This window comes from Paenibacillus sp. FSL K6-3182, from assembly GCF_037976325.1.
Taxonomy (GTDB): Bacteria; Bacillota; Bacilli; order Paenibacillales; family Paenibacillaceae; genus Pristimantibacillus.
In genome coordinates this window covers 33,176-56,303 of the sequence record NZ_CP150265.1, presented here as the reverse complement: position 1 = coordinate 56,303, position 23,128 = coordinate 33,176, and the positions used below count along the sequence as shown (strand labels likewise).

The following is a 23,128-nucleotide window of genomic DNA, read 5'->3' as shown; positions in this document are numbered from 1 at the left end:
TTTTTTGCCATTCGGCATTAGAAATGCGGAATGTTCAGAAACAGATCTGTGGATTCATCACGTTGAGAAATTACATGTTCAACCGTGGCAAGCGATGCCGCACAGCAATGATTGTGCTGAAAAAATACTTAGGTTTTCTCAACTTTAGAGAAAACCCTAATAATCTACACGAGGTAACCTGTGAAGCTCAGACAGTTGGCGTTTTTCATATTACTCCATGAAAAACACTTGCTTTACAAGCGCTCACCGCCGCCAACTTGCGGCGCTAGCGCTCATCTTTCGCTGGCGGAATAAGCCGCCAGCGCTGCAAACGGGCGGCCAGCACCGCGCCGCCCGGCAACGCGCGCAATTCGCGCGCGCTGATAGCGCCGCCGCGCAAAGCTGCGGCGCCAAAGGCGCAAGCGCCGACGGCAACGCACGTCAGCGCAAGCGCAGCTGCTGCCGCCCTAGGCGGCAGCCCGCCAAGCGCAGCGCTCAGCGCTCGCTCGGCGATAACAAGCGCCGCGGCCATGACCGCGAGCGCAAAGACCGTGCCAGCCGCCGCTCGCCCATGCGACGGCTGGCGTCCCTCTTCCTCGAGCACTCGTTCTTGCTCTCTCCACTGCTCTCGCCCATGCACTCGCTCCTGCTCCCACTCTTGCTCCTGCCCTTGCTCTTGCACTCGGCCCTGCTCTCGCCCTTGCACTCGCCCCTGCCCCTGCTCTCGCACTCGGCCCTGCTCTTCCTTCAGCATTTGCTCCTGCCCGTGCTCTTGCTCCTGTTCCTGCTCCTGCTCCTGCTCCTGCTCCTGCTCCTGCTCCTGCTCTCGCCCTTGCACTCGCCCCTGCTCTTCCTTCAGCATTTGCTCCCGCCCGTGCTCTTGCTCCTGCTCCTGACCTTGCTCTCGCCCTTGCACTCGCCCCTGCTCTCGCACTCGCCCCTGCTCCCAATCTTGCTCCTGCCCGTGCTCTTGCTCCTGCCCTTGCTCCTGACTTTGCTCTTGCACTCGTCCCTGCCCTTCCTCCTGCACTTCTCCCCGCTCTTCCCCCAGCACCCGCTCTCGCACTACCCTCTCACCAACCACTCGCTCACGCGGCTTCACACGCCCTTCCACTCCCGCTCGTCCGCCAGCTAGCGCCGCTCCAGAACCCGCTGCTGCATACCGCACTGCAATGATCCCAAGCAAAGCCGCCACGCTTAGCGCCGCGACGCCTGCGATGGCTGCGCCTTCAATGCCATAAGTGGGCACAAGCACAGCGTTAATTACGCCTTTAAGCAGCGCTGCAACCAGCAGCAGAATAGCTGGAATACGTACAGCGCCCAATCCTTGAAGCACAGGAGCCGTCACCGCATTCACACTGCCCGCAAGAGCAGTGCAGCCAACCAAAGCGAAGGCAAATGTGCCTTGAGTATCGGAATACAGCATCATATTGAGCGGTTCCGCGAGCAGTGCCAAGCCGATGGCTGCTGCAGCGCCGATTGCCCAAGCCGCCCGCTCAGCAAGCGAGAGCTGTACTCGAAGCTGTCCGTATGCACCCCGCATACGTGCTAACGCAATGCTTGGTACGAGCGCCGCTGCCGCCGCTCCAGCCACCATAACAACAAGCTGCACCAGCGGCTGCGCTCGGCTGTACACGCCAAACGATGTCATTGCCGCAGCTTCCGAAGCCCCTCCTTCCTGCAATAAGCGAGGAACCATAAAGGCATCCACAACGCCAAGAACAGGAACAACCACCGCGCCAAGCGCGACAGGCAGTGCAATAACGGCAAGCTTTCTCATCTCTGCTCGTATTGCCCCTGCCATTCGATTAAGCCGCTCCCCGCTGCGTCTGCGCCATAAATATATAGCCAGCAGCAAAAGCGATGCGCAAGCTCCGAATGCCGAACCGCTCATCACACCAGACGCTACAGATGCATCTGCCCATCCAGCGGACCAGCTTAATGCAAGCACTAGCAGCATTACGCCTACACGAATCATTTGCTCAACAACTTGTGAGGCGGCAGACAATACCATTTGTCCGATTCCCTGTACATATCCTCTTAACGCAGCAACGAATGGAGCAAGCAGCAGCGCAAACGAGACCGAGCGCACTGCACCAGCCGTCTCCGCATCGCCAATCCAACCTGCTACTTGATTCGCTCCACCCCACATCAAGCCAAACGAAATAATACCCGTCACACCAAGCAGCAAAAGCGCAGCGTATAACGTTCGCCTGACGCCTTCTGCATCATCTCCCTTGCGAAGCCTCTCTGCAATGAGAAGCGATACGGCCGTTGGCAATCCCGCAGTGGCTAGAACAGCTGCCAGCTGATAAAACGGATACACGGCGTTGTAAATGCCAAACACGCGGTCCCCAGCTAGATTTTGCAGCGGTATTTTTTGAAAAACACCAATCAACTTTGACAGCAGCGCCGCACCCGCCATGAGCGCCACGCCTTTCATGAGATGCTGCTTCGAGCTTCGTTCTACTTGAACCCGTCCTTCAACTGTTGTTTCTGCTGCTTTAGCTAGCGACTGTTCGCCGTCATAAGGTCGCTCTTGGCTCTCCGTGAGTTCAGCCTCAGCTTGGCGTGCTTCGACCACTCCCGCGCTTGTTTTTCGCTCGCCCGCCTGCCCCAGCATTTCCGCCGATTGCCCATTTTCCCCCGGCTTGCGGTTCATTCCGTTCACTCCTGCCTATCGCACGATTTCTATTGGTATCTATTATACCTCACAATCGTAAACGTGGAAAAAGCTTCCCCAATCGAGTGTATCTCGATCAAAGAAGCTGTTATAGCCACATTTCTTACTATTGCTCCATCTGTTTTGCCAAAAAGCCCGCTGCCGTTTCAGCCATTTTTGTTTCCATAGTAGACATTTTTACCGATTCATCCTTGCTAAGCAGCACGACTGTTCCAATGGGGTCGCCACCAGCAATGATCGGTGCAATAACGAAGGAGCTGTAAGTTTCCTGCGTATCCTTCACAATTTCAAAGGCACCGCCATTTGCTTCAGCAAGCGTCTTGCGATTTTCCATACAGCTCTCCAGAACAGTGCCTACCTGCTTATCAAGCAGTTCTTTCTTGGAGGCTCCAGCTACAGCAATTATGGTATCCCGGTCCGTGATCAATGTAACATGATTTGTTCCCTCAAATAACGATTCCGCATATTCCTTAGCGAAGTCGCCAAGCTCACCGATAGGAGAATATTTTTTCAAAATAACTTCGCCATCACGATCTACAAATATTTCTAGAGGGTCTCCCTCGCGAATACGCAGTGTACGGCGGATCTCCTTCGGAATGACGACACGCCCGAGATCATCGATGCGACGTACAATTCCAGTTGCTTTCATTTCTTGTTGCCCCGCTTTCCTAGAGGATTTTGAATCGACTGGATTCTTGCAGCTTGTTTATAACGAAGAAGAAACTTCCTTCAAAAGATTTTGAATCTGACCATAGTATTCATCCGCTCCCAATTTCTTATGCACGGACTACAGTTCAAGCCAAACGTTCCATCTCTTTGTGAAAAAGGCCGTCGACGTATCGTCCAGCCTTCGTTTTACGCTTCCCCGAGCTCGTTTTCAGCATTCCCCATTTCTCCCTTTTGCTTGCATGAGAAGCAAATGCTTTTTAATTGTTTATGGATTAAAAAAGGCAGTTATCGATTTGAATCGATAACCGCCCTTTTCCTGAATATTATTTACCTTCATTATTGTCCATCAGATTCGTTTTTTTGAGCCTGCCTGCCTTGCCAAGCGCTTCTCTGAGCAAAAACTCAATGTGCCCGTTGACGCTGCGGAATTCGTCTGCGGCCCATTGCTCAAGAGCACGATGGATATCGGGATCCAAACGAAGCGGAAATGCTTTCTTTTCTTTAGCCATAATAATCAGCCTCTAGCCGTAAAGAGTTCCTGTATTAATGACTGGAGTTGCTGCGCGATCAGATACAATCGCCACCATTAAATTGTTCACCATCGCCGCTCTCCGTTCGGCATCCAAGCTAATCCCGTTTTCCTCCAACTGCCGCAGTGCCATATCTACCATACCAACTGCACCTTCAACAATTTTGGAACGTGCCGCTACAATCGCAATCGCCTGCTGCCTTTGAAGCATTGCACTAGCGATTTCTTGAGCATACGCCAAATGAGTCAAGCGAGTCTCAAGCACCTTTACGCCGGCAACTGCAAGACGGTTTTGCAGCTCGTTGCCTAGCTCCGCCGCTACCTCATCCGCATTGCCTCTAAGTGAGGAAGCCGCGTCTGAAGAGAAAACATCGTAAGGATATTGCGCGGCAATGTGACGTATCGCCGTCTCGCTTTGAATTTCTACAAAACGCTCATAATTATCAACGTCGAAGCTCGCTCTTGCCGTATCCATTACTTTAAATACAACAACCGCACCAATCTCCACCGGATTTCCTTCCGCATCATTCACCTTTAGAGTTTGGCTGTTGAAATTGCGTACTTTAAGTGAAATATTAACCTTGTTCGTAAGCGGAAGAACCATCCATAAGCCGCTTTCAAGAACAGAACCCATATACGTTCCGAAAAAAGTAACCACCTTCGCCTCGTTCGGCTGCACGATCGTAAGAGAGGATAAACAAATAACTGACAGCAAAATTAAAAAAGCGCCAACACCGATAATTACCCCAGACCCGCTGTCCTTGGATGCTTCCGATATCGTTAGAAAAATACCGCCAGCAGCAGCAACTACCGAAAACAGCAATGCCATGTATCCGCTCACATACCAGGCTTTCTTCTCGTTCATTAAACCCCACTCCTTCATCTTTTTCTATATTGTTTTGATATAAATATGATATCACTTTTTACATATATAAGCAATTATTTCTTTTTACATCCAACCTCTTTCTGCAACAATGGGAGCTGCTGCTTCGTCACAAAATGCAAAGAGATTAAGAAGGGATGAATACATTGAAATATTTATTAATCCTATTTCTGCTTTCCTTATCGATCGGTTGTACAGGAGAAACCAAAACAACGTCAGAGCAATCCATTTCTCAAAACTATCTTGAAGGAAAAGGATATCGAATCAGCTCAAAAGAAGGGCAAGTTGAGAGCTATGAGCTTACCGAACAGAAATTATCAGTATTGCCCTATATGATGTACTGGGGGTCGCAGCGCGTGAACCCCTCCGATTATATTGGAAAAACGATTCATATACAGAAATTTACCGTAACGAACCATCCGCTGAGCAAAGGGAAAGTAGATGTTTTTGTTTATTTGGCTGATGGTCAGCCTATAGGAGGAACTTCATTTCCATACGGAGACACTACAGACGGCGGGTATTGGTCTATAGACGGCAAAAGTTTAGAAGATATTCAAGGAATGTCTTATCAAGAGTGGCGTAAAAGCTGGACTGAGAAATATAAAAGCACTTCACCAGATGAAGCATAAAGCATTCCATATACAGGGGGATTTACATGAAAATAAAGAACGGCGTGCAGGAAATCATCGAAAATCTTCGGCATATAGGCGCCATTGAAAAACAGTCCGAAATCCATAAACAAATGGACGGAACGACGAAAGGTCTTGTATATCTCATTAAAGTTGATGAATCACCCAAATATGTGCTAAAGCTTGATCAGCCAGATGCACTTTCTTTAGTTGAACAATATAAAAAAACATATCCAGATGCCCCTCTATTGCCTAAGCTTACTTACACCGCTCCAGATAAAACATATATCGTTTATACATTTCTCAAGGGTTCAACCGATTATGTTGGCGGCTCTAAGGAGCAATGGTTGAAGGCTTTAGTGAACGGACTTATTCAGCATTACATAAGCTGCTCACCCTCACAGAAATGGGGAGATTGGCTGGAGAATCCCCGCAATACTTGGCGAGAATTTATGGAGGAGAACGTCGATTACGCTCGAAGTTATATCGGCGACCGCTTGCCATTAGAGGATCATACCCTTGTAAAACCACTTTTAAAGAAAGCAACAATGAGCGAATCTCAGGGGAAATTTTTGCTTCACGGCGACTGCGGTGTTCACAACTTCATCTTTAGTCATAACGAGTTAATTGGCGTTATCGATCCTTCACCAATAATCGGACCTCCGCTCTATGACTTGCTTTATGCATTCTGTTCCTCATCTGATGACTTGAGCATAGAGACGTTAATGCCTGCATTCGTTATGCTTAATCAATCGGAGGCGGATCAACCAAGGCTAATTGAAGAAGTGATCATTCAGCTCTATTACCGCTTAGGCATTTGCCTCAAGCATCACCCTCACGATATAGACGATTACTTACAAGCATGGCGTTACTGGAAGTCCTTAATAAGCAATGAATAAACCACTATCATCACAGCTCAAAAACAGCTCTAACAACACAAAGCAAAAAGCGCCTCTCATAAAGGCGCTTCTAGCTCATCATTCGCTTTATACCGTCAAATATTTGCGTATGACCTCATCATCCAGCGATTCCAAGCCGCCCTCCCACGCAATCGCCCCTTTTTCCAGCACATAGAAGTAGTCTCCTACACTCTTAACGAAATCCAGGCTTTGCTCCACCAGCAAAATAGCCGTCTTGCCATCCGCTTTAATTGAGCGAATAACATCCCTAATATCATCGACAATGGAGGGCTGAATCCCCTCACAAGGCTCATCAAGCAGCAATACTTGAGGCCTTGAAGCTAACGCCCTCGCGAAGGCGAGCTGCTGCTGCTGTCCGCCGCTGAGATCGCCGCCGCGGCGCGTATACATTGCCGGAAGTACAGGAAATTTCGCAATAGCTTCTTCCGGAATAGAAGATATTTTCGACTTTGAAGCCTCAAGGCCAAGCAGCAAATTCTCATAAACCGACAGCTGAGCAAAGATTTCTCGTCCTTGCGGTACATAGCCGATTCCGCTTTTAGCCCGCAGTCCCGGCGCTTTCTTCGTTAAATCCGAACCATTGTAAGAAACAGAACCCTCACGCGCCTTCAGCAATCCCATAATGCTTTTCATCAGCGTCGTCTTGCCAACGCCATTCCGCCCGAGCAGACATACAACCTGCCCTTGCTTCACTTTCAGCGACACATCCCGCAAAATAATGCTTTCGCCGTAACCGGCCTCAAGCTGTTGAACGGCTAACATCGGCATCCCGCCTTTTCCCTAAGTACACTTCCGCCACGCGGTCATCTCGTTGAATTTCGTCCATCGAGCCTTCCTTTAGTAGCTTCCCTTCATGCATAACGGTGACCTTGCTCGCAAAATTACGAACAAACTCCATATCATGCTCCACGACTACAATCGACCGCATACGGGCTATCTGGTGGAGAAGCTCGCCCGTTTTATCCGTCTCCTTATCGGTCATCCCCGCCACCGGCTCATCGAGCAGCAGTATTTCCGGCTCCTGGAGCAGCATCATGCCAATTTCGAGCCACTGCTTCTCTCCATGCGACAGACCGCCTGCCCGCCAGCTCGATTTTTTCTGCAAACCAATCATAACGAGCTGCCCGTCAATTTTAGCCCGCTCATCCTCAACCATCTTCGCAAACAACGTCGCGAACACGGTACGCTTCTGACGCATTGCGATTTCCAAATTCTCAGCGACCGTCATCGAAGGGAATATCGAGGGAGCTTGAAATTTACGACCGATGCCAAGCTCAGCAATTTGATGCTCTTTCTTTTTCGTTATATCTACCTTCCCGAATGTGACACGTCCCGCCGTAGGCCTTACTTTCCCACAAATCACATCCAGAATTGTCGTTTTGCCGGCTCCATTTGGCCCAATGAGGAAACGAAGCTCCCCTTTCTCAAGCTTTAGGTTCATGCCTTGGACCGCTTTAAAGCCATCGAACTCAACAGTCACATCATCACACAGCAGGATTGCGGACTCCTTCATGCTTCGGCTCCCTCCCTTTTTTGCGTAATTTCAATTGGCCAACTAAGCCAGCAACACCTTTAGGCATAAATACGACCACGACCACAAACAGCAACCCCATAAAGAATAACCAGCCCTGCGGATAAGCGGTACTGAACTCACTTTTAGCCCAGTTCATGAGGATAGCGCCGAGTGCGGCTCCAACCAGCGTTCCACGTCCGCCAATCGCTACCCAAAGAACCATTTCAATCGAAGGCACAATTCCGAGCATCGACGGTGAAATAATACCGACGTGGAGTACAAACAGCATGCCCGCTATACCTGCAATGCCAGCCGAAATCGTAAATACAACCATTTGATAAATTGCGGGATTGTAGCCGATAAACCGCACCCGGTTCTCGCCATCGCGAATCGCGCGAAGCACCTTGCCGAAGCGGCTGCCGATGACGTAGCGGCAAAAGATGAAGATAGCAATGAGAGCAATGACGGTAATATAGTAAAGCACGCGCTTCGTCTCAGGAGAACCTATAGAGAAGCCAAGCACGGTGGAGTAGCCTGTTATCCCATTCGTACCGCCTGTAAAAGCTTGCTGACCAATGAGCAGTGTCGTCGTAATAATAACGAGCGCTTGCGTCAAGATCGTGAAGTAAACGCCGCGAATTCGGTTGCGGAACGTGACGTAACCAAGCACAAGCGCGAGCAGCGCAGGTATGGCAATTCCCATCGCTACCGCAAACCAGAAGCTCTGAAATGGCTGCCAGAATAGAGGAAGCTCCTTAAGACCGCTCCAGCCCATGAAGTCCGGCGGCCTTCCTCCGCTTGCCTCCAGCTTCAAATACATCGCCATAGCGTAGGCGCCTAAGCCAAAGAAAATGCCATGCCCTAAACTTAAAATGCCGGTGTAGCCCCATATCAGATCAAGCCCTAATGCTACTATGGCAAAGGCTAGAAATTTCGCTAACAAATTGAGCCGAAAATCACTTACAAATAGCGGAGCGGAGAAGAGTGCTGCCGCTGCTGCCGCATAGCCAATTAAGATCCATATCCGCGCAGGAGTAAACTTTTGCAAGCGCATAAGCGTTCCACCTTTCTTTTCCCTAGTCAAGCGACCGCGAACGCATGGCAACGAGTCCCATAGGCTTCCATTGGAGGAAAGCAACTATACAGACAAACACTAGCACCTTGCCAAGCGAAGCATTCGTCCAATACTCAAACAACGTATTAAACATTCCAATCCCTGTTGCCCCGAGCACCGTCCCAACCAGCTTGCCGACTCCGCCAAGCACGACGACCATAAAGGCATCAACGATATAATAAGTGCCAAGGGACGGACCGATAGGACCAAGCAGCGTTAACGCACAGCCGGCAATGCCGGCAATACCCGAGCCGATAGCGAAGGTCATCGCATCCACTCGTCTTGTCGAAACGCCAAGGCATGCAGCCATATCGCGATTTTGCATCACTGCCCGCATCCTTCTGCCTTCATGGCTGCGGTAAATATAGAAATACATAGCAACTAAACAAGCGATGACGAGTCCGATGATGAATAACCTTTTGTAAGGAAGCAATGTTCCATCCATAATCTTTAAGCCGCCATTTAGCCATGCTGGGCTTGTGACTGCAACGTTTGGCGCCCCAAAGATAGATCTTGCAAGCTGCTGCAGCACGAGACCCACACCCCAAGTGGCGAGCAAGCTATCAAGCGGCCGTCCATATAGAAAGCGAATCAGCGACATTTCGAGAATGAGACCAATGATAAATGCAACGATAAAGCTGACCGGAATAGCCAATACAAAATACCAATCAAACATCGATTTCGGCAAATAATCATGAAACACATTTTGCGTCAAATACGTGGAGTACGCACCGATCATAATTAACTCACCATGCGCCATATTGATGACCTTCATCAAGCCAAACGTAATCGCAAGCCCCAAAGCAACCAGCAATAAAATGGAGCTGATGCTTAAACCATTAAATAGCTGCAGCAGAAACACTTCCATATGACCGCTCCTCTCTAGCGTAAACGGCTGTCGCCTTCCTCTGTCACAAAAAAAGCAGAAGGGAGCATTCGAAGCGATCGAATACTCCCCCATTAATTGCTGTGTATTAGACCATTGTTTGCTTATGAATTATTGCGTTGGTTGAATGCTTGCTGCCCAGTCGTAGCCTTTGAGATACGGATCCGGCTTAACCGCTTCACCTGAGTTCCACAGCTCCTTGAATTGGCCGTCCGCTTGCACTTCGCCAATACGAACCGTTTTGTAAATATGCTGAGTAGCGCCGTCGATTTTCACTTTTCCTTCTGGAGCATCCCACTCCAGCTCTTTGGCTGCTTCCTTTACTTTATCTACGTCCGTGGAGCCTGCTTTCTCGACCGCCTTTGCCCACAAGTAGACCGCTGTATAGCCGGCTTCGATAGGGTCAGCCGTTACACGCTCATCACCGTATTTCTTTTTGTAGTTCTCGACGAATGTTTTGTTAGCTGGCGTATCCGTTGTTTGATAATAGTTCCACGCCGCCAAATGGCCTTCCAGCACATCGACGCCAATACCGCGGATCTCTTCTTCTGCAACCGATACTGACAATGTAGTCAAATCTTTAGCTGTAATGCCTGCATCCTTCAATTGCTTGAAGAACGCAACGTTGCTGTCACCGTTAAGCGTGTTGTATACGACATCTGGTTTAGCTTCTTTAATCTTGCTGATTAGCGTGCTGTAATCTGTATGGCCTAGCGGCGTGTATTCTTCTCCAACCAGTTCGCCTCCTTCAGCCTTCAACTGTTCTTTTATTACGAGGTTTGCGGTACGAGGGAATACATAGTCCGATCCGAGTAAGTAAAATTTCTTGCCGCGGTTTTCAAGCAGCCACGAGACAGATGGAACGATTTGTTGGTTTGTTGTAGCGCCTGTATAAAAAATATTCGGAGAAGATTCAAGACCTTCATATTGCACCGGATACCACAGCAGGCCATTTAACTCTTCAAATACCGGCTTCATTGCTTTCCGGCTTGCGGAAGTCCATCCACCAAATACGGTAGCCACTTTATCTTCGGAAATAAGCTTGCGTGCCTTCTCAGCGAAGGTCGGCCAATCCGAAGCGCCGTCTTCAAGTACAGGTACAATCTTTTTGCCTAAAACGCCGCCTGCAGCATTAATTTCATCGATAGCCATCATTTCAGCATCGATAACCGATACCTCGCTAATTGCCATGGTGCCGCTCTGTGAGTGCAATATTCCCACTTTTATTTCCCCGTCTGCTCCCGATCCGGCATTGGCAGCATTCGTAGGTTTATCTGTTTCCCCATTCGTAGATGCTGGTTTGTTGTTGTTTGCGCCACAACCTGTCAATACGATTGTTAAAGCTACAAACATAAGGCCAAATGAATAAAACATTCTCTTTTTCATCTTCCCACTCCCCATCGCTTCATATTTGTCTCTATATTTCCGAACATTTACATGGAATTAACTCCCATTGTTCGTGCTTTTATTATAGATTGGGAATTAAGTTAATGTCAATATAGTTAACATTAATTTTTTCAAGGGATACATTTATACTTAAAAATGGTCATTTAGGGGCGTTCCATCCGCATTTATGTTAGGTATAATGACACTTGTTTGTCGATGTACTTCTTTTATGTACGGAGGGTTGATTGTATGACATTTTTATTCACATAAAAAACCCAACCTAAGGCAAATGCCTCAAGTTGGGTTTACATGTTTAAATTCAAATGTTATTTTTTATTTTCTTCTGCTCTTGCAATAAGCATGTCTACAATTAGATCGACTTGTCCGCTTATAGCAATAGGATCATAACGATAGAATGTATTAAAATCATTTTCAAAATATTGATTGTTTTTCACGGCGTCTACGCTTTTCCAAACCGCTAAGTCTGTCAGCTGCTTAATCGCCTCACCCTTCTTCTCCGGGTCATAGACGGTCATAAACATATAATCTGCCGAATACTCAGGAAGTTCTTCTTTAGACAGCTGGAAAAAGCCGTCGTTGGCATCCACTTGCTTTTTAATCGATTCAGGAATTTTTAGACCCAGTGCATTATACACGGCTTGACCCGATCTGCCCGAATTTTCGCCAAACATCCATATTTCTCCTTTATCTGTAAGTTCAAAAATGCCGACTGTCGTATTTTCATCGACAACACCTTTCAGCTTCTCACGGCCCGCTTTTGGCTTCACGCAGCAAATATTGATTTGTGTTCAGCGTACAATTCATCCTTACTCAGCATAGTTTCAGAAAAAGACCCCTTAACCGGTGAATGGTTAAAGGGTCTGACATGTTTGTTTTGCACTTATTTCGTTGCAGGTGCTTCTGTAGCTGGAGCATCCGTAGCCGGCGTTTCTTCACCAGCAGGAGCATCGCTAGCAGGAGTATCACTTGCTTTTGGAAGCTTAATGACGATTTCTTGCTTAGGAAGCTCGTCTGTCATGTATTTGTTCATTTTCTCAGAAGCAACTGTACCTTTTACTGATTCTTTATCTGCATCAGTTAATTTATCAAATGCTGGCGTATCACGTTTCTCAACAAGGATAACATGGTAGCCAAAATCTGTTTTCACAGGCTCGCCGATAACGCCAATTTCTTGTTTATAAGCAGCTTGTTTAAACTCTTCTACCCATTGACCATTCTTCTTGTCCGCATATAGACCGCCTGCGTCCTTCGAGCCTGGATCGTCGGAGTATTCTTTGGCAAGGGCAGCCCAGTCTCCGCCTGCTGCCAGCTTGTCTTTCACTTCTTTAGCACGAGCCAATGCTTCTGCATCCGTGCGAATCTCTTTTTCTTCTTGTGTAGTTGGATCCGTTGTTTTGGTTGATACCAAGATGTGGCGAACAGAAACGGTTGCATAGTTAATACCGTTCTTTTCATATTCTGCTTTCATTTCTTCCTCAGTTACTTGAGCGTTCATATGAGCTACAAGCTTGGAAGTCATAAGCAAATAGTTTTCCATATCTTTGTCTTTTAATTTTTTAGCATCTACAGCAGCTTTCAATTCCGCATCTTGGGAAAGTGCTGTTTTGTACTGCTTCATTTGTTCTTTTACTTCTGTTTCAGCCTTTTTAACGTCTTCCTTAGAAGCCTGGCCGCTTAAAATTTTGTAGGAAATATACTGCTGGAGCAGCTGCTCCTTAAATTGCGGAATTTCAATAACTTGCGCATACGCTGGCTGCATTACCGTAAATACATCCAAATACTTGTTGAATTCCTTGTCTGTCACATTGCCGCCTTTATAGGTTGCAACTTCTGTTTCCTTCGCGCCGCCGCATGCCGCCATCGTCAAGACCAGCACGACTGCCACAATAAGCAGCGCGCCTTTGCGCCATGCCGATTTGCGTGAACTGTGTAACATGTTGAATCCCCTTTCATATTGAGAACTTGATAGTATTGTATCAGAAAAGGGGCGTATAAAGCGAATCTTGTCTATGTTGTCGCATCTTGCAATTCGTCTTTATAAAGGAGAACATCCTTGTACGCTTGCAAAAATTGTTCAATCATATGAATTTTCTGCTCCATATTCAATCCCTTGCCGCGCAGCAAAATACTTGGGTTTGGCTCCTGCTCGCTGCCCTGCTTAAAGCGGTTCTCATGCTTCAGACAAAGCTGATCAACCTTCTTACGGTCAATCCTCCGCTTCTCGCTAGCTGCGTAACGAAGCAGCAGATCATCACCTTTGCCGCTGAGCTGTTCAATACCATACATCGTGCCATACACTTTTAATCTAGCCACTGCGAGCAAATTGCTTACCGCTTGCGGTAAATCGCCAAAACGATCCACAAGCTCATCAATCACATCATCTGCCTCTTCGAACGTTCGGATAGCAGCCACTTTTTTATAGATCTCAATTTTTTGGATGCTGTCATAAATGTAATCCGAAGGCAAATAAGCATCTACGCTAATATCAATAAGCATGCTAACTGGCTTCTCTTCTTTGATTTCTTCGCCGCTCATCTCCGCTTTGCGCTTCGCGATCTCATCAGCCAGCATCTGCGAATACATGTCGAAGCCTACCGAGGCAATAAAGCCATGCTGCTCCGCCCCGAGCAAGTTGCCCGCTCCACGAATCGATAGATCGCGCATCGCGATTTTGAAGCCTGAGCCGAGCTCAGTAAATTCTTTGATGGATTGCAGACGCTTCTCGGCAACCTCCGTAAGCACCTTATCCCGTTGATACGTGAAATACGCGTATGCAATACGATTCGAACGACCAACGCGTCCGCGCAGCTGATACAGCTGAGAGAGTCCCATTTTATCAGCATCATGCACAATAAGCGTATTCACATTCGGAATATCGACGCCTGTCTCAATAATGCTGGTGCTTACCAGAACATCGGATTCACCATCGAGGAAATCAAGGATGGTCTTCTCCAGCTCCTGCTCTGACATTTGCCCATGGCCGACCGCAACTCTAGCACCTGGTACAAGGGCATTGATTTGCTCCGCCATTTGGTAGATGCCTTGAACACGGTTATACAAATAATAGACTTGGCCTCCACGTGCCAGCTCGCGCTCTATCGACTCCCGTACGAGGGACGGGCTGTACTCCACAACATAGGTTTGCACAGGGAAACGATTTTCCGGCGGCGTTTCAATAACAGACAAGTCCCGCACGCCAAGCATCGACATATGAAGCGTTCTTGGAATTGGTGTTGCAGTCAGCGTAAGCACGTCGACATTAGTTTTCAGCTTCTTCAACTTTTCCTTATGCGATACGCCAAAACGTTGTTCCTCATCCACGATCAGAAGGCCGAGCGACTTGAAAATAATATCCTGCGACAGCAGTCGATGCGTCCCAATAACGACATCTACTGTTCCCGCCTTCAGGCCCTTCATCGTTTCATTCTGCTCCTTGCGTGAACGGAAACGACTGAGCACCTGAACGTTAATCGGATAACCTGCAAAACGCTCGCGGAATGTCTCATAATGCTGCTGCGCCAAAATTGTCGTCGGAACTAGCACCGCTACCTGTTTGCTGTCCATTGCTGATTTGAAGGCAGCACGAATGGCGACCTCGGTTTTTCCGTAACCGACGTCTCCGCATAACAGCCTATCCATCGGCTGGGTTTTCTCCATGTCCTTCTTAATCTCTTCGATCGCTCTGAGCTGGTCACGCGTCTCGTCATAAGGGAACATCGCTTCGAACTCATTCTGATACGACGTATCTTGTCCAAAAGCGTACCCCGGTGCCGTCTGCCGCTCCGCATACAGCTTGATCAAATCATCAGCAATATCCTGAACGGATGCTTTTACTTTGCTCTTCGCCCGTGTCCATTCACTGCCGCCGAGTTTATTGACCTTAGGCTCTTTATCTTCATTGCCGACGTACTTCTGAATCATATCCACTTGCTCGATTGGAACAGACAGCTTATCGCCGCCAGCATAGAGAATATGCAAATAATCTTTATGAATACCTGCTATTTCAAGCGTGCCAATGCCTACATACTTGCCTATACCATGGTTATGGTGAACGACATAGTCGCCGACCTTAAGCTCTGTATAGCTCTTAATACGCTCGGCATTATCAACTTTTTTATCCATTTTCCGGGCTTTGCGCTGCTTTTGGGAGAACATCTCGCCTTCAGTAATAATGACAAGGTGAGAGGATGGCAGCTCAAAACCGGACTGCAAATTACCTTCTAGCAGAGTAGGCGTCTCAATGCTATAGTCGTCAAGAACTCGGCGCATGCGTTCCATGCGCTCTGCATTGCCGGCAAGCATCATTACTGTGGCACCCGTCTTGCGCCAACGTTCCATTTCTGCCTTCAGCACATTCATTTGCCCATGAAAATTTTGCATCGAGCGGCTTGTCATGTTCAATATATTTTGCGGCTGCGAATGCGGAATTTGCCTTAAGAATAAGGACAAGAAAAGCGTTGGAAACGGACGGTGATGCAAAATCTCCTCTGTATCGCGGGCAAGAGCAAGATCCGGAAGCGACTTGCCGTTTTGCAGCAAATGCATGGACCATTCCGCTTCATCCCGCTCCAATTGCTTCGCTGTCTCTATTAAACGCGTTGGCTCGTCTAGTATTAGCAGCGTGTCGGCTGGCATATAGTCAAGAATCGTTTGACGCTCTGGGTATAACAACGAAATATATTTATAAATTTCCGGAAAATAAACATGCTCACGCAGCCTTTCAATCTCTCCGCCCAGCTCCGTGCGAAGTCGATCCTTGGCTGTACGATCTGTCATCTTATCGAGCTGCTTCTCTAGCAGCCGCTGCGCATGATTAGCCGCTGTCTCCATACGGTGTCCGTCTGCGAGCAGCTCTTGGCATGGCGGAACCACATAAGATTCCAAGCGATCCAAAGAACGTTGATCTGCTGGATCAAAGGTACGTATGGAATCAACGTCATCGCCAAACCACTCGATCCGGTACGCTTGTGAAGCCGTAAGCGGATAGAAGTCAACAATCCCGCCGCGCACGCTCATATCGCCGCGCAATTCTACGCGGTCAGCCCGTGTATAACCAAGAGCGGTCATTTGCCGCAGATAAGCATCTATCGGCAGTGACTGGCCAACTTGAACCTCTACTTGCGCTTCAGCCATAACACTGCTTATAGGCAAATAGCGCCGAACGCCGGAGAAGGGCACGACAACAATCCCGCGATAGCCTTGGGACAGCTTGATCAGCACATCCATTCGCTGCGCAAGCGTCTCAGGACTCGAGATCGCCGCTTCTGCAGCTACCAGCTCATTTGCGGGATATAATAATACATTTTCTGACGAAAGACATTCCTGCAGGTCCTCCGCAATCTTCTGCGCAGAGAACATGTTATGCGTCACAACAAGCATAGGACGCTCTACATCCTCCCGCAGCGCTGCAATGAGCACTTGTCTGGAAGAGCCTGCGAGGCCAGATATCATCTGCTCACGCATGCCTTTACGAATACCGGATATAACGGACTGAACGTCCGTATCCGCGGCAAAAGCATTAATTAAAGCTTTCAACTTTTGCGACACCCCGTTTCTTTACACAATCGGAGAGTGATACGATCGCTCCCTGTACATTGAAAATAAGCCTCAGCCATCTGCTAAGGCTCATACTATTCACTTTCCGTCATTGAAGAGGACTAGTTACCAAATGAAGCTCTGGGTTCGCATCAATCGCCTCGCGGCAATAATCACAGACCACTTTTACCGTTACATCCCCATTTGGGTCATACGCTATTATATCGCTGCGTTCTTCGGGGGTCAAGAAATGGAAGCCCAGTTGATGCTCCGTTATATTTGACCCGCTAAGCGACCCCATCGATGTTCTGCAGTGCCGACAAATATAGTTTACTGCCATATGTATGCCTCCTGAAGGGTAGTTATATCCTTCAGTATGCCCTCATAATCAATTTCTAACAGATTATCGGTTAAACTTTGCCATTGTCTCCTCGAAAGGCGCCTTCAATCTAAACTCAATAGCATCACAAGCGTCAGCAACCATAGCAGACAATTTCTCATGCTCGCTCTTCGGAAAAGTGGAGAGCACATAGTCCGCAATGTTCATGCCTGGCTGCGGGCGCGAAATGCCCATCCGAACGCGGTCAAAAGTTTGCGTGCCCAAATGCTGAATCAATGATTTGATTCCGTTATGCCCGCCCGCACTGCCTTGATAACGAAGGCGAAGCTTGCCGATCTCCGTATCCAAATCATCATAAACGATTAAGCCGTCCTGAACCTCAGCCTTAAAGTAATCTAGAAATGATCTTACTGACTCTCCAGACAAATTCATATATGTCATCGGTTTAATAAGGACAACCTTCGTGCCTTGTACGTTGCCTTCTCCGATTAATGCCTTGCATTTATTTTGCGTTACACTAATGCCCCAGCGCCTTGCAAGCTCATCAACAACCATAAATCCGACATTATGCCGGGTTCCTTGATAAGCAGCACCGGGATTGCCAAGTCCTGCAATCCACCTCATTGCTCACTCCACTCCTTTACGGACAAATGTAACATAATCTATTACAAGCGTAAACATCGGAAGCCGTTCTGCGTCAGAACTTTCATTCTATTTTGCCCAAAAAGCAAACAACGCCGCCCTGATGGAGGACGGCGCCTGAATATGCTCGGTACTGCGTAGTATACGTAATTTTTCAAAAGAGATTCTACAGGCTCTTAACGCCTTCAAGCTTCGCTTCGTTGGAGCGTGACTCTGCTTCTGTAAGCTCCACTGCAGCAGCCTCTGCTTCCTCTTCTGTAAGCTCTTTTTGCGGCGCAAGAATCGTTGCAACGACCTGCTCAGGCTCGGCTAGTAATTCCACGCCGCTCGGCAACTTCAAATCGCTTACGAGTATGCTTCCGCCAATCTCCAGCGACGAGATGTCGACGGAAATAGAATCAGGAATGCTGCCCGGCAAGCATTGCACCTCAAGCTCATGCAAAATCAACTGCAAGATACCGCCCTCGCGTACACCTTGAGAATCGCCTTCTGCATGAATACGAACGTTCGCCCGCACATTCTCGTTCATATTAATTTGATGGAAATCAACGTGCAGCACTTGCCTGCTCAAAGAATCACGTTGCACCTCTGCGATCATAACGGAGGTTTTTCCATGGGATGGAATATTAATTTCAAGCACCGCATTCGGCTGAGAACGCAGCAAAGCCTGCAGTTCCTTACTATCCACTATGACTTGTGCTGCATCACTCAACTGTTTACCATAAATAACGCCCGGTATTTTCCCTTGGAGCCGCAATTGGCGCAACTCACCTTTCGTCGTGCCAGTTCGTTGATCCGCGTTCATAGCTATCGCCATATTGATTACCTCCTAAAGTTTTTGTGAAGCAAAAACTCGCTTCGTAAGCATACGCTTAGTTTTTGTGAAGCAAAAACTCGCTTCTGTTTTGATTTCCCTATAACTTACCCACTACAGCCAAAAATTAAACTCTAAACGACATTTGCATAAAAAAAGATGCAGCAACGAATTCATCCTCTGAAATCGTCACTGCATCCTCTATATCAACCATTTGGTATTATGATTGTTTCTTTTCTTTTTTTGCTTTTGCACGTCCACGGATCTTATCCGCATAACCTGATTTATTCACTTGGCGTTCGCGTGCGATCGCAAGATCACCAGCAGGTACATCATGCGTAACCGTAGAGCCGGCAACAACATATGCGCCATCGCCAATTTTCAATGGTGCAATCAAATTGACATTGCTGCCAATGAAGGCATTATCGCCGATTTCCGTTACAAATTTATTGTAACCGTCATAATTGACCGTTATGGCGCCGCAGCCGATATTCACGTCTTTGCCAACCTTAGCGTCACCAACGTAGCTTAGATGCGATACTTTGCTGCCATCATCAAGTGATGCGTTTTTGAGCTCCACAAAGTCACCAACTTTGCAGCCAACGCCAAGCTTCGAGCCTGGACGCAAATTAGCGTATGGCCCCACAGCGCTTGTATCGCCAATTACAGATTCAGAAACAACTGAATATTTAATCGCGACGCCGTTGCCGATCGTACTGTCCGCAATATCAGCTTGAGGACCGATAACACAATCTTCTCCGATAATTGTTGACCCGCGAAGCACTGTACCTGGATATATGACAGTGTCAGATCCGATCTGAACACCCGCTTCGATGTAAGTTGAGGACGCATCAATCAAAGTGACGCCGCCAAGCAGATGATTGCGGTTAATTCGATCGCGCATGAAACGCTCTGCCTCAGCAAGCGCCACGCGGTCATTCACGCCTATGGCTTCTGACACATCTGTCGTGCAGTAGCCTTGAACAGATTCGCCCGCTTCACGGAATATTCCGATAACATCCGTCAAATAATACTCGCCTTGTGCGTTATTACTCGTTACCTTAGCAAGCGCAGCGAACAGCTTCTCATTGTCGAAGCAATATGTGCCTGTATTAATTTCTTTAACTGCCGCTTCTTCAGCTGAGCAGTCCTTTTGTTCAACAATCCGCTGTACAGTGCCATCTTCGCCACGAATAACGCGGCCATAGCCTGTAGGATCGTCAAAAGCGGCTGTCAGCACCGTTGCAGCAGCTCCGCTCGAATGATGCAGCTCAAGCATGGCTTCAATTGTCGATGCTTGCACAAGCGGAGTATCGCCGCAAATCACAATCGTCGTACCTTTCTCGCCGCCAAGCAGTGCTTCCGCTTGCAGCACCGCATGACCGGTACCGAGCTGCTGCTCCTGCAAGACGTATTCAGCGCCATCGCCCAAATACGATTTAACCTTTTCAGCTCCGTGACCTACAATAACGACCGCGCGCTCCGCAGCCGCTTCCTTCACAACATCAAGCACATGGCCTACCATCGGCTTGCCGCACACCGGATGCAGCACCTTATATAACTTCGATTTCATACGCTTGCCCTGTCCTGCAGCAAGCACAATCGCCATAACTTTCATATGAAAGACCCCCTAGACCTGCAATAAATGATTATTTTAGTATAGCTTTATAAGTGTGAAAAAAGTGCTATCTTCATCAGCAAACGCTGAAAGCTGCAAAGATTCAAGTCGTACATCCTATTCCATTATACGAATATGTTGCTCGATTTCCAAGTGTATGGAATCGCTGCCTGTCATTCTACACTACAACCTATTCGTTTCATAGTAAAAAGATAAGTCGCACGTAATCACATGCTTAGCAATCACCTCTCGCAAAAAAAAGAGAAGAGAGCCATGGCTCTCTTCTCCAATCAACCCCAAAAACATAAAATGCAGTGCCTTAAGCTCCTTCTTCAATCGCAACTTCTTCTGCTGCGCGCTCGTATTCTGCGAGAACAGCAGCCTGGATTTTCTCCCGGGTGGTTGAAGAGATCGGATGAGCGATATCCCGAAATTCTCCATCCGGAGTACGTTTGCTTGGCATTGCAACGAACATACCATTGTTTCCATCGATGACACGAATATCGTGAACAACGAATTCATTATCAATAGTAATGGATGCGATTGCCTTCATACGCCCTTCGGAATTTACACGGCGGAGTCTGACATCAGTAATTTGCACTTGTGTTCACCACCTTTGTCTATCAGAGACTTGGTGTATACTTCCACGTTTTTGTGCCAATTCCTTCTACATTTTTGGTAAAATCATACTCAATTTAAAATATTTTTTTTATTTTGAATCTTTTTCGTTTTCATTCGACAATTGTCGATGCAATGACCTCTATTTCGACAAGAACATCCTTTGGCAGCCTTGCGACCTCCACGGCCGAACGAGCCGGTTTATGCTCTCCGAAGTAAGAGGAGTAAATGCCATTTACCGTTGCAAATTGATTCATATCTTTCATAAATACGGTCGCTTTTACGACATCTTGAAAGCTGGCACCTGCAGCAGCAAGCACGGCCTCCAAATTTCTAAACACCTGATGCGTTTGTTCCTCAATGCCGCCATCAACAAGCTGCCCAGCCGCATCGAGTGGAATTTGTCCTGAAGTGAACAATAATCCTCCGAGCTTAATCGCTTGCGAATAAGGTCCGATCGCTGCAGGAGCTTTGTCCGTTGCAATCACCTGCATTTGTTGCTTTGTTGTCATGATGGTCCCAGCCTTCCTAACAAGATGTAATAAGCTCTCATTTACACGTATCTATTCTTTAAAATAGTTGCCTGGAATTACCGTCGTTTGTTTTGTCTTCATATCAACAGCCGTCAGTTTAGCTAGTGAGACATAGTCCTCAAGAAGCCGTTCCTCGAGTTCTACCTCGCCTGACTCAACAAATACGCCAACGCCTGCGACGATAGCTTTAAATTCAAACAGCAAATCCATCATGCCTTGGATCGTTCCGCCTGCCTTCATAAAGTCATCGATAATGAGAACGCGGGATTGTTCCTTAAGCGCTCTACGTGCGAGTGACATCGTCTGAATCCGCTTGGTTGATCCTGATACATAGTTGATACTCACTGCAGAGCCTTCCGTTACCTTATTGTCACGCCGTACAATAACAACCGGAATATTCAAGCACGCAGCTGTAGCGTAAGCTAGTGGTATTCCTTTTGTCTCAACGGTCATAATGACGTCAATCTTCCGGTCTGCGAACGCAGTTGCAAACATTCTGCCGACATCCGCGAGAAGCTCTGGTTGGCCTAACATATCCGTTATATACAAATAACCGCCGGGAAGGACCCTTTCAGGCTGCTCTAACTGGCGGCATATGCTTGTCATAATGGTAAGAGCCGTCGTTTCTTGCATCTTAGGCGTATATCTTACTCCGCCTGCTGCTCCTGCAAGTGTATGAAGCTCGCCGATACCTTCTTCCTCAAACACTTCTTTTATGATCGCCAGGTCCTCACTAATTGAAGACTTTGCCGATTGATATCGATCAGCAAATGCTGTCAGTGAAATTAACGTGTGGGGTCGACTTAACAGGTATTGGGTCATCTCTACCAACCGCGAGCTCCGTTTCAACTTTTTCAAACACATCTCCCCCCACCTAAATCCGAATATTATAATGTAAATATAACATTTTTATACGGATTTAATCAAGGAGAACGTCAGCCTTATGTGAGCATTCTTACCACATATACTTCTTTGCAGAAACCGCGGAGCCCATTATAAATACGAGGAAGCTTGGCTTCCTTCGACACAAGGCCGAATACAGTAGGTCCGCTGCCTGACATAAGCACGCCATCGGCACCAAGCCGAATCATACTTTCCTTCAGCTGCATAACCTCAGGATGCACGTCCAGCGTAACTTTCTCGAGTACGTTGCCAAGTCCTTCACATATATCGGCAAAAGAACCGCGCTCAAGTGCACCAACCATATTTGAAATGGATGGATGCTCTTTAAGCTCATTTGCGCGGAATCTGCCATATACGTCAGCCGTCGATACATTGATTGGCGGCTTGGCAAGTACAACCCAGCATTGCGGAGGGTTGGCGATATGCTCAAGCTTCTCACCACGCCCCCTTGCGATTGCAGTGCCGCCTGTTACACAGAACGGAACGTCAGAGCCAAGCTCTGCGCCTAGCTTGCACAGCTCGTCCTCAGGGATCTGCAGCTTCCACAAACGGTTTAGCCCTCGCAAAGCAGCAGCAGCATCACTGCTACCGCCAGCGAGTCCCGCAGCGACTGGTATCTTTTTGTCTAAATGAATATATACGCCTTGCTTAACATCATAACGGTCTTTAATAAGCCTAGCTGCCTGAAACGCTAAGTTCTTCTCATCTAACGGTATGTATCCAACTTGGCTTGAAATAATGATCGTATCTCTAGGTAGCTCTTCCATTTCAAGTCGGTCTGCAAGGTCAACCATCGTCATAATCATTTCGACTTCATGGTAGCCGTCATCACGCTTGCGGAGTACATCGAGCAATAAATTAATTTTGGCAGGAGCTTTTTCATAAATTTTCATCTGATAAGTTCACCCGTTCG

At 47.7% G+C, this 23,128-nt stretch carries 21 protein-coding genes and 1 pseudogene; 2 read left to right on the top strand and 20 right to left on the bottom strand.

Features of this window, described 5'->3' with window-relative positions:
* Positions 1-265 precede the first annotated feature (265 nt).
* From MHH56_RS00275 to MHH56_RS00260, 4 genes are all read right to left on the bottom strand, one after another.
* Positions 266-2,641, bottom strand: coding sequence for a polysaccharide biosynthesis protein (locus MHH56_RS00275; RefSeq protein WP_339205888.1), 2,376 nt, complete (start codon positions 2,639-2,641; stop codon positions 266-268).
* 127 nt (positions 2,642-2,768) lie between these two features.
* A complete protein-coding gene (spoVT, locus tag MHH56_RS00270) occupies positions 2,769-3,311 on the bottom strand; it encodes a stage V sporulation protein T (RefSeq protein WP_054025813.1) in 543 nt (180 codons plus the stop codon).
* Positions 3,312-3,654: 343 nt separating this feature from the next.
* Positions 3,655-3,840 carry a hypothetical protein gene (locus tag MHH56_RS00265; protein WP_339205886.1) on the bottom strand — a complete coding sequence of 62 codons (186 nt, stop codon included), beginning with the start codon at positions 3,838-3,840 and terminating at the stop codon, positions 3,655-3,657.
* A gap of 12 nt (positions 3,841-3,852) precedes the next feature.
* Positions 3,853-4,725, bottom strand: a complete 873-nt coding sequence (locus tag MHH56_RS00260) for an SPFH domain-containing protein (protein WP_339205884.1) — start codon at positions 4,723-4,725, stop codon at positions 3,853-3,855.
* A 155-nt stretch (positions 4,726-4,880) separates the two neighbouring features.
* Between MHH56_RS00260 and MHH56_RS00255 the strand changes: the two genes are divergently transcribed.
* A complete protein-coding gene (locus MHH56_RS00255; RefSeq protein ID WP_339205882.1) occupies positions 4,881-5,372 on the top strand; it encodes a DUF4830 domain-containing protein in 492 nt (163 codons plus the stop codon).
* A 26-nt stretch (positions 5,373-5,398) separates the two neighbouring features.
* Entirely contained in the window at positions 5,399-6,271 is an 873-nt protein-coding gene (locus MHH56_RS00250) for a phosphotransferase (protein ID WP_339205880.1), read from the top strand.
* Between the two features lie 87 nt (positions 6,272-6,358).
* Here MHH56_RS00250 and urtE read toward each other — a convergent pair whose 3' ends face one another.
* The 16 genes and pseudogenes from urtE to ispE form a co-directional block, all read right to left on the bottom strand.
* Positions 6,359-7,054, bottom strand: coding sequence for an urea ABC transporter ATP-binding subunit UrtE (urtE, locus tag MHH56_RS00245; RefSeq protein WP_076271287.1), 696 nt, complete (start codon positions 7,052-7,054; stop codon positions 6,359-6,361).
* Positions 7,032-7,805 (bottom strand): urea ABC transporter ATP-binding protein UrtD, encoded by a 774-nt coding sequence (gene urtD, locus MHH56_RS00240; protein ID WP_339205878.1) that lies wholly within the window; start codon positions 7,803-7,805, stop codon positions 7,032-7,034. Before urtD ends, urtE begins: the two co-directional genes overlap by 23 nt.
* On the bottom strand, positions 7,777-8,859 hold the full coding sequence (gene urtC, locus MHH56_RS00235; RefSeq protein ID WP_339205876.1) for an urea ABC transporter permease subunit UrtC: 1,083 nt from the start codon (positions 8,857-8,859) through the stop codon (positions 7,777-7,779). The genes urtD and urtC overlap by 29 nt, the downstream gene beginning before the upstream one ends.
* A gap of 22 nt (positions 8,860-8,881) precedes the next feature.
* Positions 8,882-9,787 carry an urea ABC transporter permease subunit UrtB gene (gene urtB / locus MHH56_RS00230; protein ID WP_339205875.1) on the bottom strand — a complete coding sequence of 302 codons (906 nt, stop codon included), beginning with the start codon at positions 9,785-9,787 and terminating at the stop codon, positions 8,882-8,884.
* Between the two features lie 129 nt (positions 9,788-9,916).
* The gene (urtA, locus tag MHH56_RS00225) at positions 9,917-11,191 is read right to left on the bottom strand and encodes an urea ABC transporter substrate-binding protein (RefSeq protein WP_076271283.1); all 1,275 of its coding nucleotides are present in this window, start codon (positions 11,189-11,191) and stop codon (positions 9,917-9,919) included.
* A gap of 326 nt (positions 11,192-11,517) precedes the next feature.
* A pseudogene (locus tag MHH56_RS00220) lies at positions 11,518-11,964 on the bottom strand (ABC transporter substrate-binding protein); the annotation flags it as partial.
* A gap of 128 nt (positions 11,965-12,092) precedes the next feature.
* The gene (locus tag MHH56_RS00215; protein WP_339205874.1) at positions 12,093-13,148 is read right to left on the bottom strand and encodes a peptidylprolyl isomerase; all 1,056 of its coding nucleotides are present in this window, start codon (positions 13,146-13,148) and stop codon (positions 12,093-12,095) included.
* A 71-nt stretch (positions 13,149-13,219) separates the two neighbouring features.
* Entirely contained in the window at positions 13,220-16,747 is a 3,528-nt protein-coding gene (mfd, locus tag MHH56_RS00210; RefSeq protein WP_339205873.1) for a transcription-repair coupling factor, read from the bottom strand.
* A gap of 109 nt (positions 16,748-16,856) precedes the next feature.
* Positions 16,857-17,087 (bottom strand): anti-sigma-F factor Fin family protein, encoded by a 231-nt coding sequence (locus MHH56_RS00205; RefSeq protein WP_339205871.1) that lies wholly within the window; start codon positions 17,085-17,087, stop codon positions 16,857-16,859.
* A gap of 63 nt (positions 17,088-17,150) precedes the next feature.
* Complete coding sequence (pth, locus tag MHH56_RS00200; RefSeq protein WP_339205870.1) at positions 17,151-17,711, bottom strand: aminoacyl-tRNA hydrolase; 561 nt, start codon at positions 17,709-17,711, stop codon at positions 17,151-17,153.
* 184 nt (positions 17,712-17,895) lie between these two features.
* On the bottom strand, positions 17,896-18,546 hold the full coding sequence (locus MHH56_RS00195; RefSeq protein ID WP_339205868.1) for a 50S ribosomal protein L25/general stress protein Ctc: 651 nt from the start codon (positions 18,544-18,546) through the stop codon (positions 17,896-17,898).
* Positions 18,547-18,763: 217 nt separating this feature from the next.
* Positions 18,764-20,161 (bottom strand): bifunctional UDP-N-acetylglucosamine diphosphorylase/glucosamine-1-phosphate N-acetyltransferase GlmU, encoded by a 1,398-nt coding sequence (gene glmU, locus MHH56_RS00190; protein ID WP_339205866.1) that lies wholly within the window; start codon positions 20,159-20,161, stop codon positions 18,764-18,766.
* A 319-nt stretch (positions 20,162-20,480) separates the two neighbouring features.
* Positions 20,481-20,762, bottom strand: a complete 282-nt coding sequence (gene spoVG, locus MHH56_RS00185) for a septation regulator SpoVG (protein ID WP_028609566.1) — start codon at positions 20,760-20,762, stop codon at positions 20,481-20,483.
* A 130-nt stretch (positions 20,763-20,892) separates the two neighbouring features.
* On the bottom strand, positions 20,893-21,291 hold the full coding sequence (locus tag MHH56_RS00180) for a RidA family protein (protein ID WP_305953918.1): 399 nt from the start codon (positions 21,289-21,291) through the stop codon (positions 20,893-20,895).
* Positions 21,292-21,342: 51 nt separating this feature from the next.
* Positions 21,343-22,170 carry a pur operon repressor gene (purR, locus tag MHH56_RS00175; protein WP_076271323.1) on the bottom strand — a complete coding sequence of 276 codons (828 nt, stop codon included), beginning with the start codon at positions 22,168-22,170 and terminating at the stop codon, positions 21,343-21,345.
* Positions 22,171-22,253: 83 nt separating this feature from the next.
* Entirely contained in the window at positions 22,254-23,108 is an 855-nt protein-coding gene (gene ispE / locus MHH56_RS00170) for a 4-(cytidine 5'-diphospho)-2-C-methyl-D-erythritol kinase (RefSeq protein WP_339205863.1), read from the bottom strand.
* Positions 23,109-23,128: the final 20 nt, after the last annotated feature.

Excerpts from the sequence above, each read along its gene's own strand:
- spoVT (WP_054025813.1), bottom strand. The coding sequence starts at position 3,311 with ATGAAAGCAACTGGAATTGTACGTCGCATCGATGATCTCGGGCGTGTC.
- pth (WP_339205870.1), bottom strand. The coding sequence starts at position 17,711 with ATGAGGTGGATTGCAGGACTTGGCAATCCCGGTGCTGCTTATCAAGGA.
- MHH56_RS00275 (WP_339205888.1), bottom strand. The coding sequence starts at position 2,641 with ATGAACCGCAAGCCGGGGGAAAATGGGCAATCGGCGGAAATGCTGGGG.
- MHH56_RS00180 (WP_305953918.1), bottom strand. The coding sequence starts at position 21,291 with ATGACAACAAAGCAACAAATGCAGGTGATTGCAACGGACAAAGCTCCT.
- MHH56_RS00195 (WP_339205868.1), bottom strand. The coding sequence starts at position 18,546 with ATGGCGATAGCTATGAACGCGGATCAACGAACTGGCACGACGAAAGGT.
- urtB (WP_339205875.1), bottom strand. The coding sequence starts at position 9,787 with ATGGAAGTGTTTCTGCTGCAGCTATTTAATGGTTTAAGCATCAGCTCC.
- MHH56_RS00215 (WP_339205874.1), bottom strand. The coding sequence starts at position 13,148 with ATGTTACACAGTTCACGCAAATCGGCATGGCGCAAAGGCGCGCTGCTT.
- urtA (WP_076271283.1), bottom strand. The coding sequence starts at position 11,191 with ATGAAAAAGAGAATGTTTTATTCATTTGGCCTTATGTTTGTAGCTTTA.
- MHH56_RS00250 (WP_339205880.1), top strand. The coding sequence starts at position 5,399 with ATGAAAATAAAGAACGGCGTGCAGGAAATCATCGAAAATCTTCGGCAT.
- urtE (WP_076271287.1), bottom strand. The coding sequence starts at position 7,054 with ATGTTAGCCGTTCAACAGCTTGAGGCCGGTTACGGCGAAAGCATTATT.
- ispE (WP_339205863.1), bottom strand. The coding sequence starts at position 23,108 with ATGAAAATTTATGAAAAAGCTCCTGCCAAAATTAATTTATTGCTCGAT.
- urtD (WP_339205878.1), bottom strand. The coding sequence starts at position 7,805 with ATGAAGGAGTCCGCAATCCTGCTGTGTGATGATGTGACTGTTGAGTTC.
- MHH56_RS00255 (WP_339205882.1), top strand. The coding sequence starts at position 4,881 with ATGAATACATTGAAATATTTATTAATCCTATTTCTGCTTTCCTTATCG.
- glmU (WP_339205866.1), bottom strand. The coding sequence starts at position 20,161 with ATGAAAGTTATGGCGATTGTGCTTGCTGCAGGACAGGGCAAGCGTATG.
- MHH56_RS00265 (WP_339205886.1), bottom strand. The coding sequence starts at position 3,840 with ATGGCTAAAGAAAAGAAAGCATTTCCGCTTCGTTTGGATCCCGATATC.
- MHH56_RS00260 (WP_339205884.1), bottom strand. The coding sequence starts at position 4,725 with ATGAACGAGAAGAAAGCCTGGTATGTGAGCGGATACATGGCATTGCTG.
- urtC (WP_339205876.1), bottom strand. The coding sequence starts at position 8,859 with ATGCGCTTGCAAAAGTTTACTCCTGCGCGGATATGGATCTTAATTGGC.
- MHH56_RS00205 (WP_339205871.1), bottom strand. The coding sequence starts at position 17,087 with ATGGCAGTAAACTATATTTGTCGGCACTGCAGAACATCGATGGGGTCG.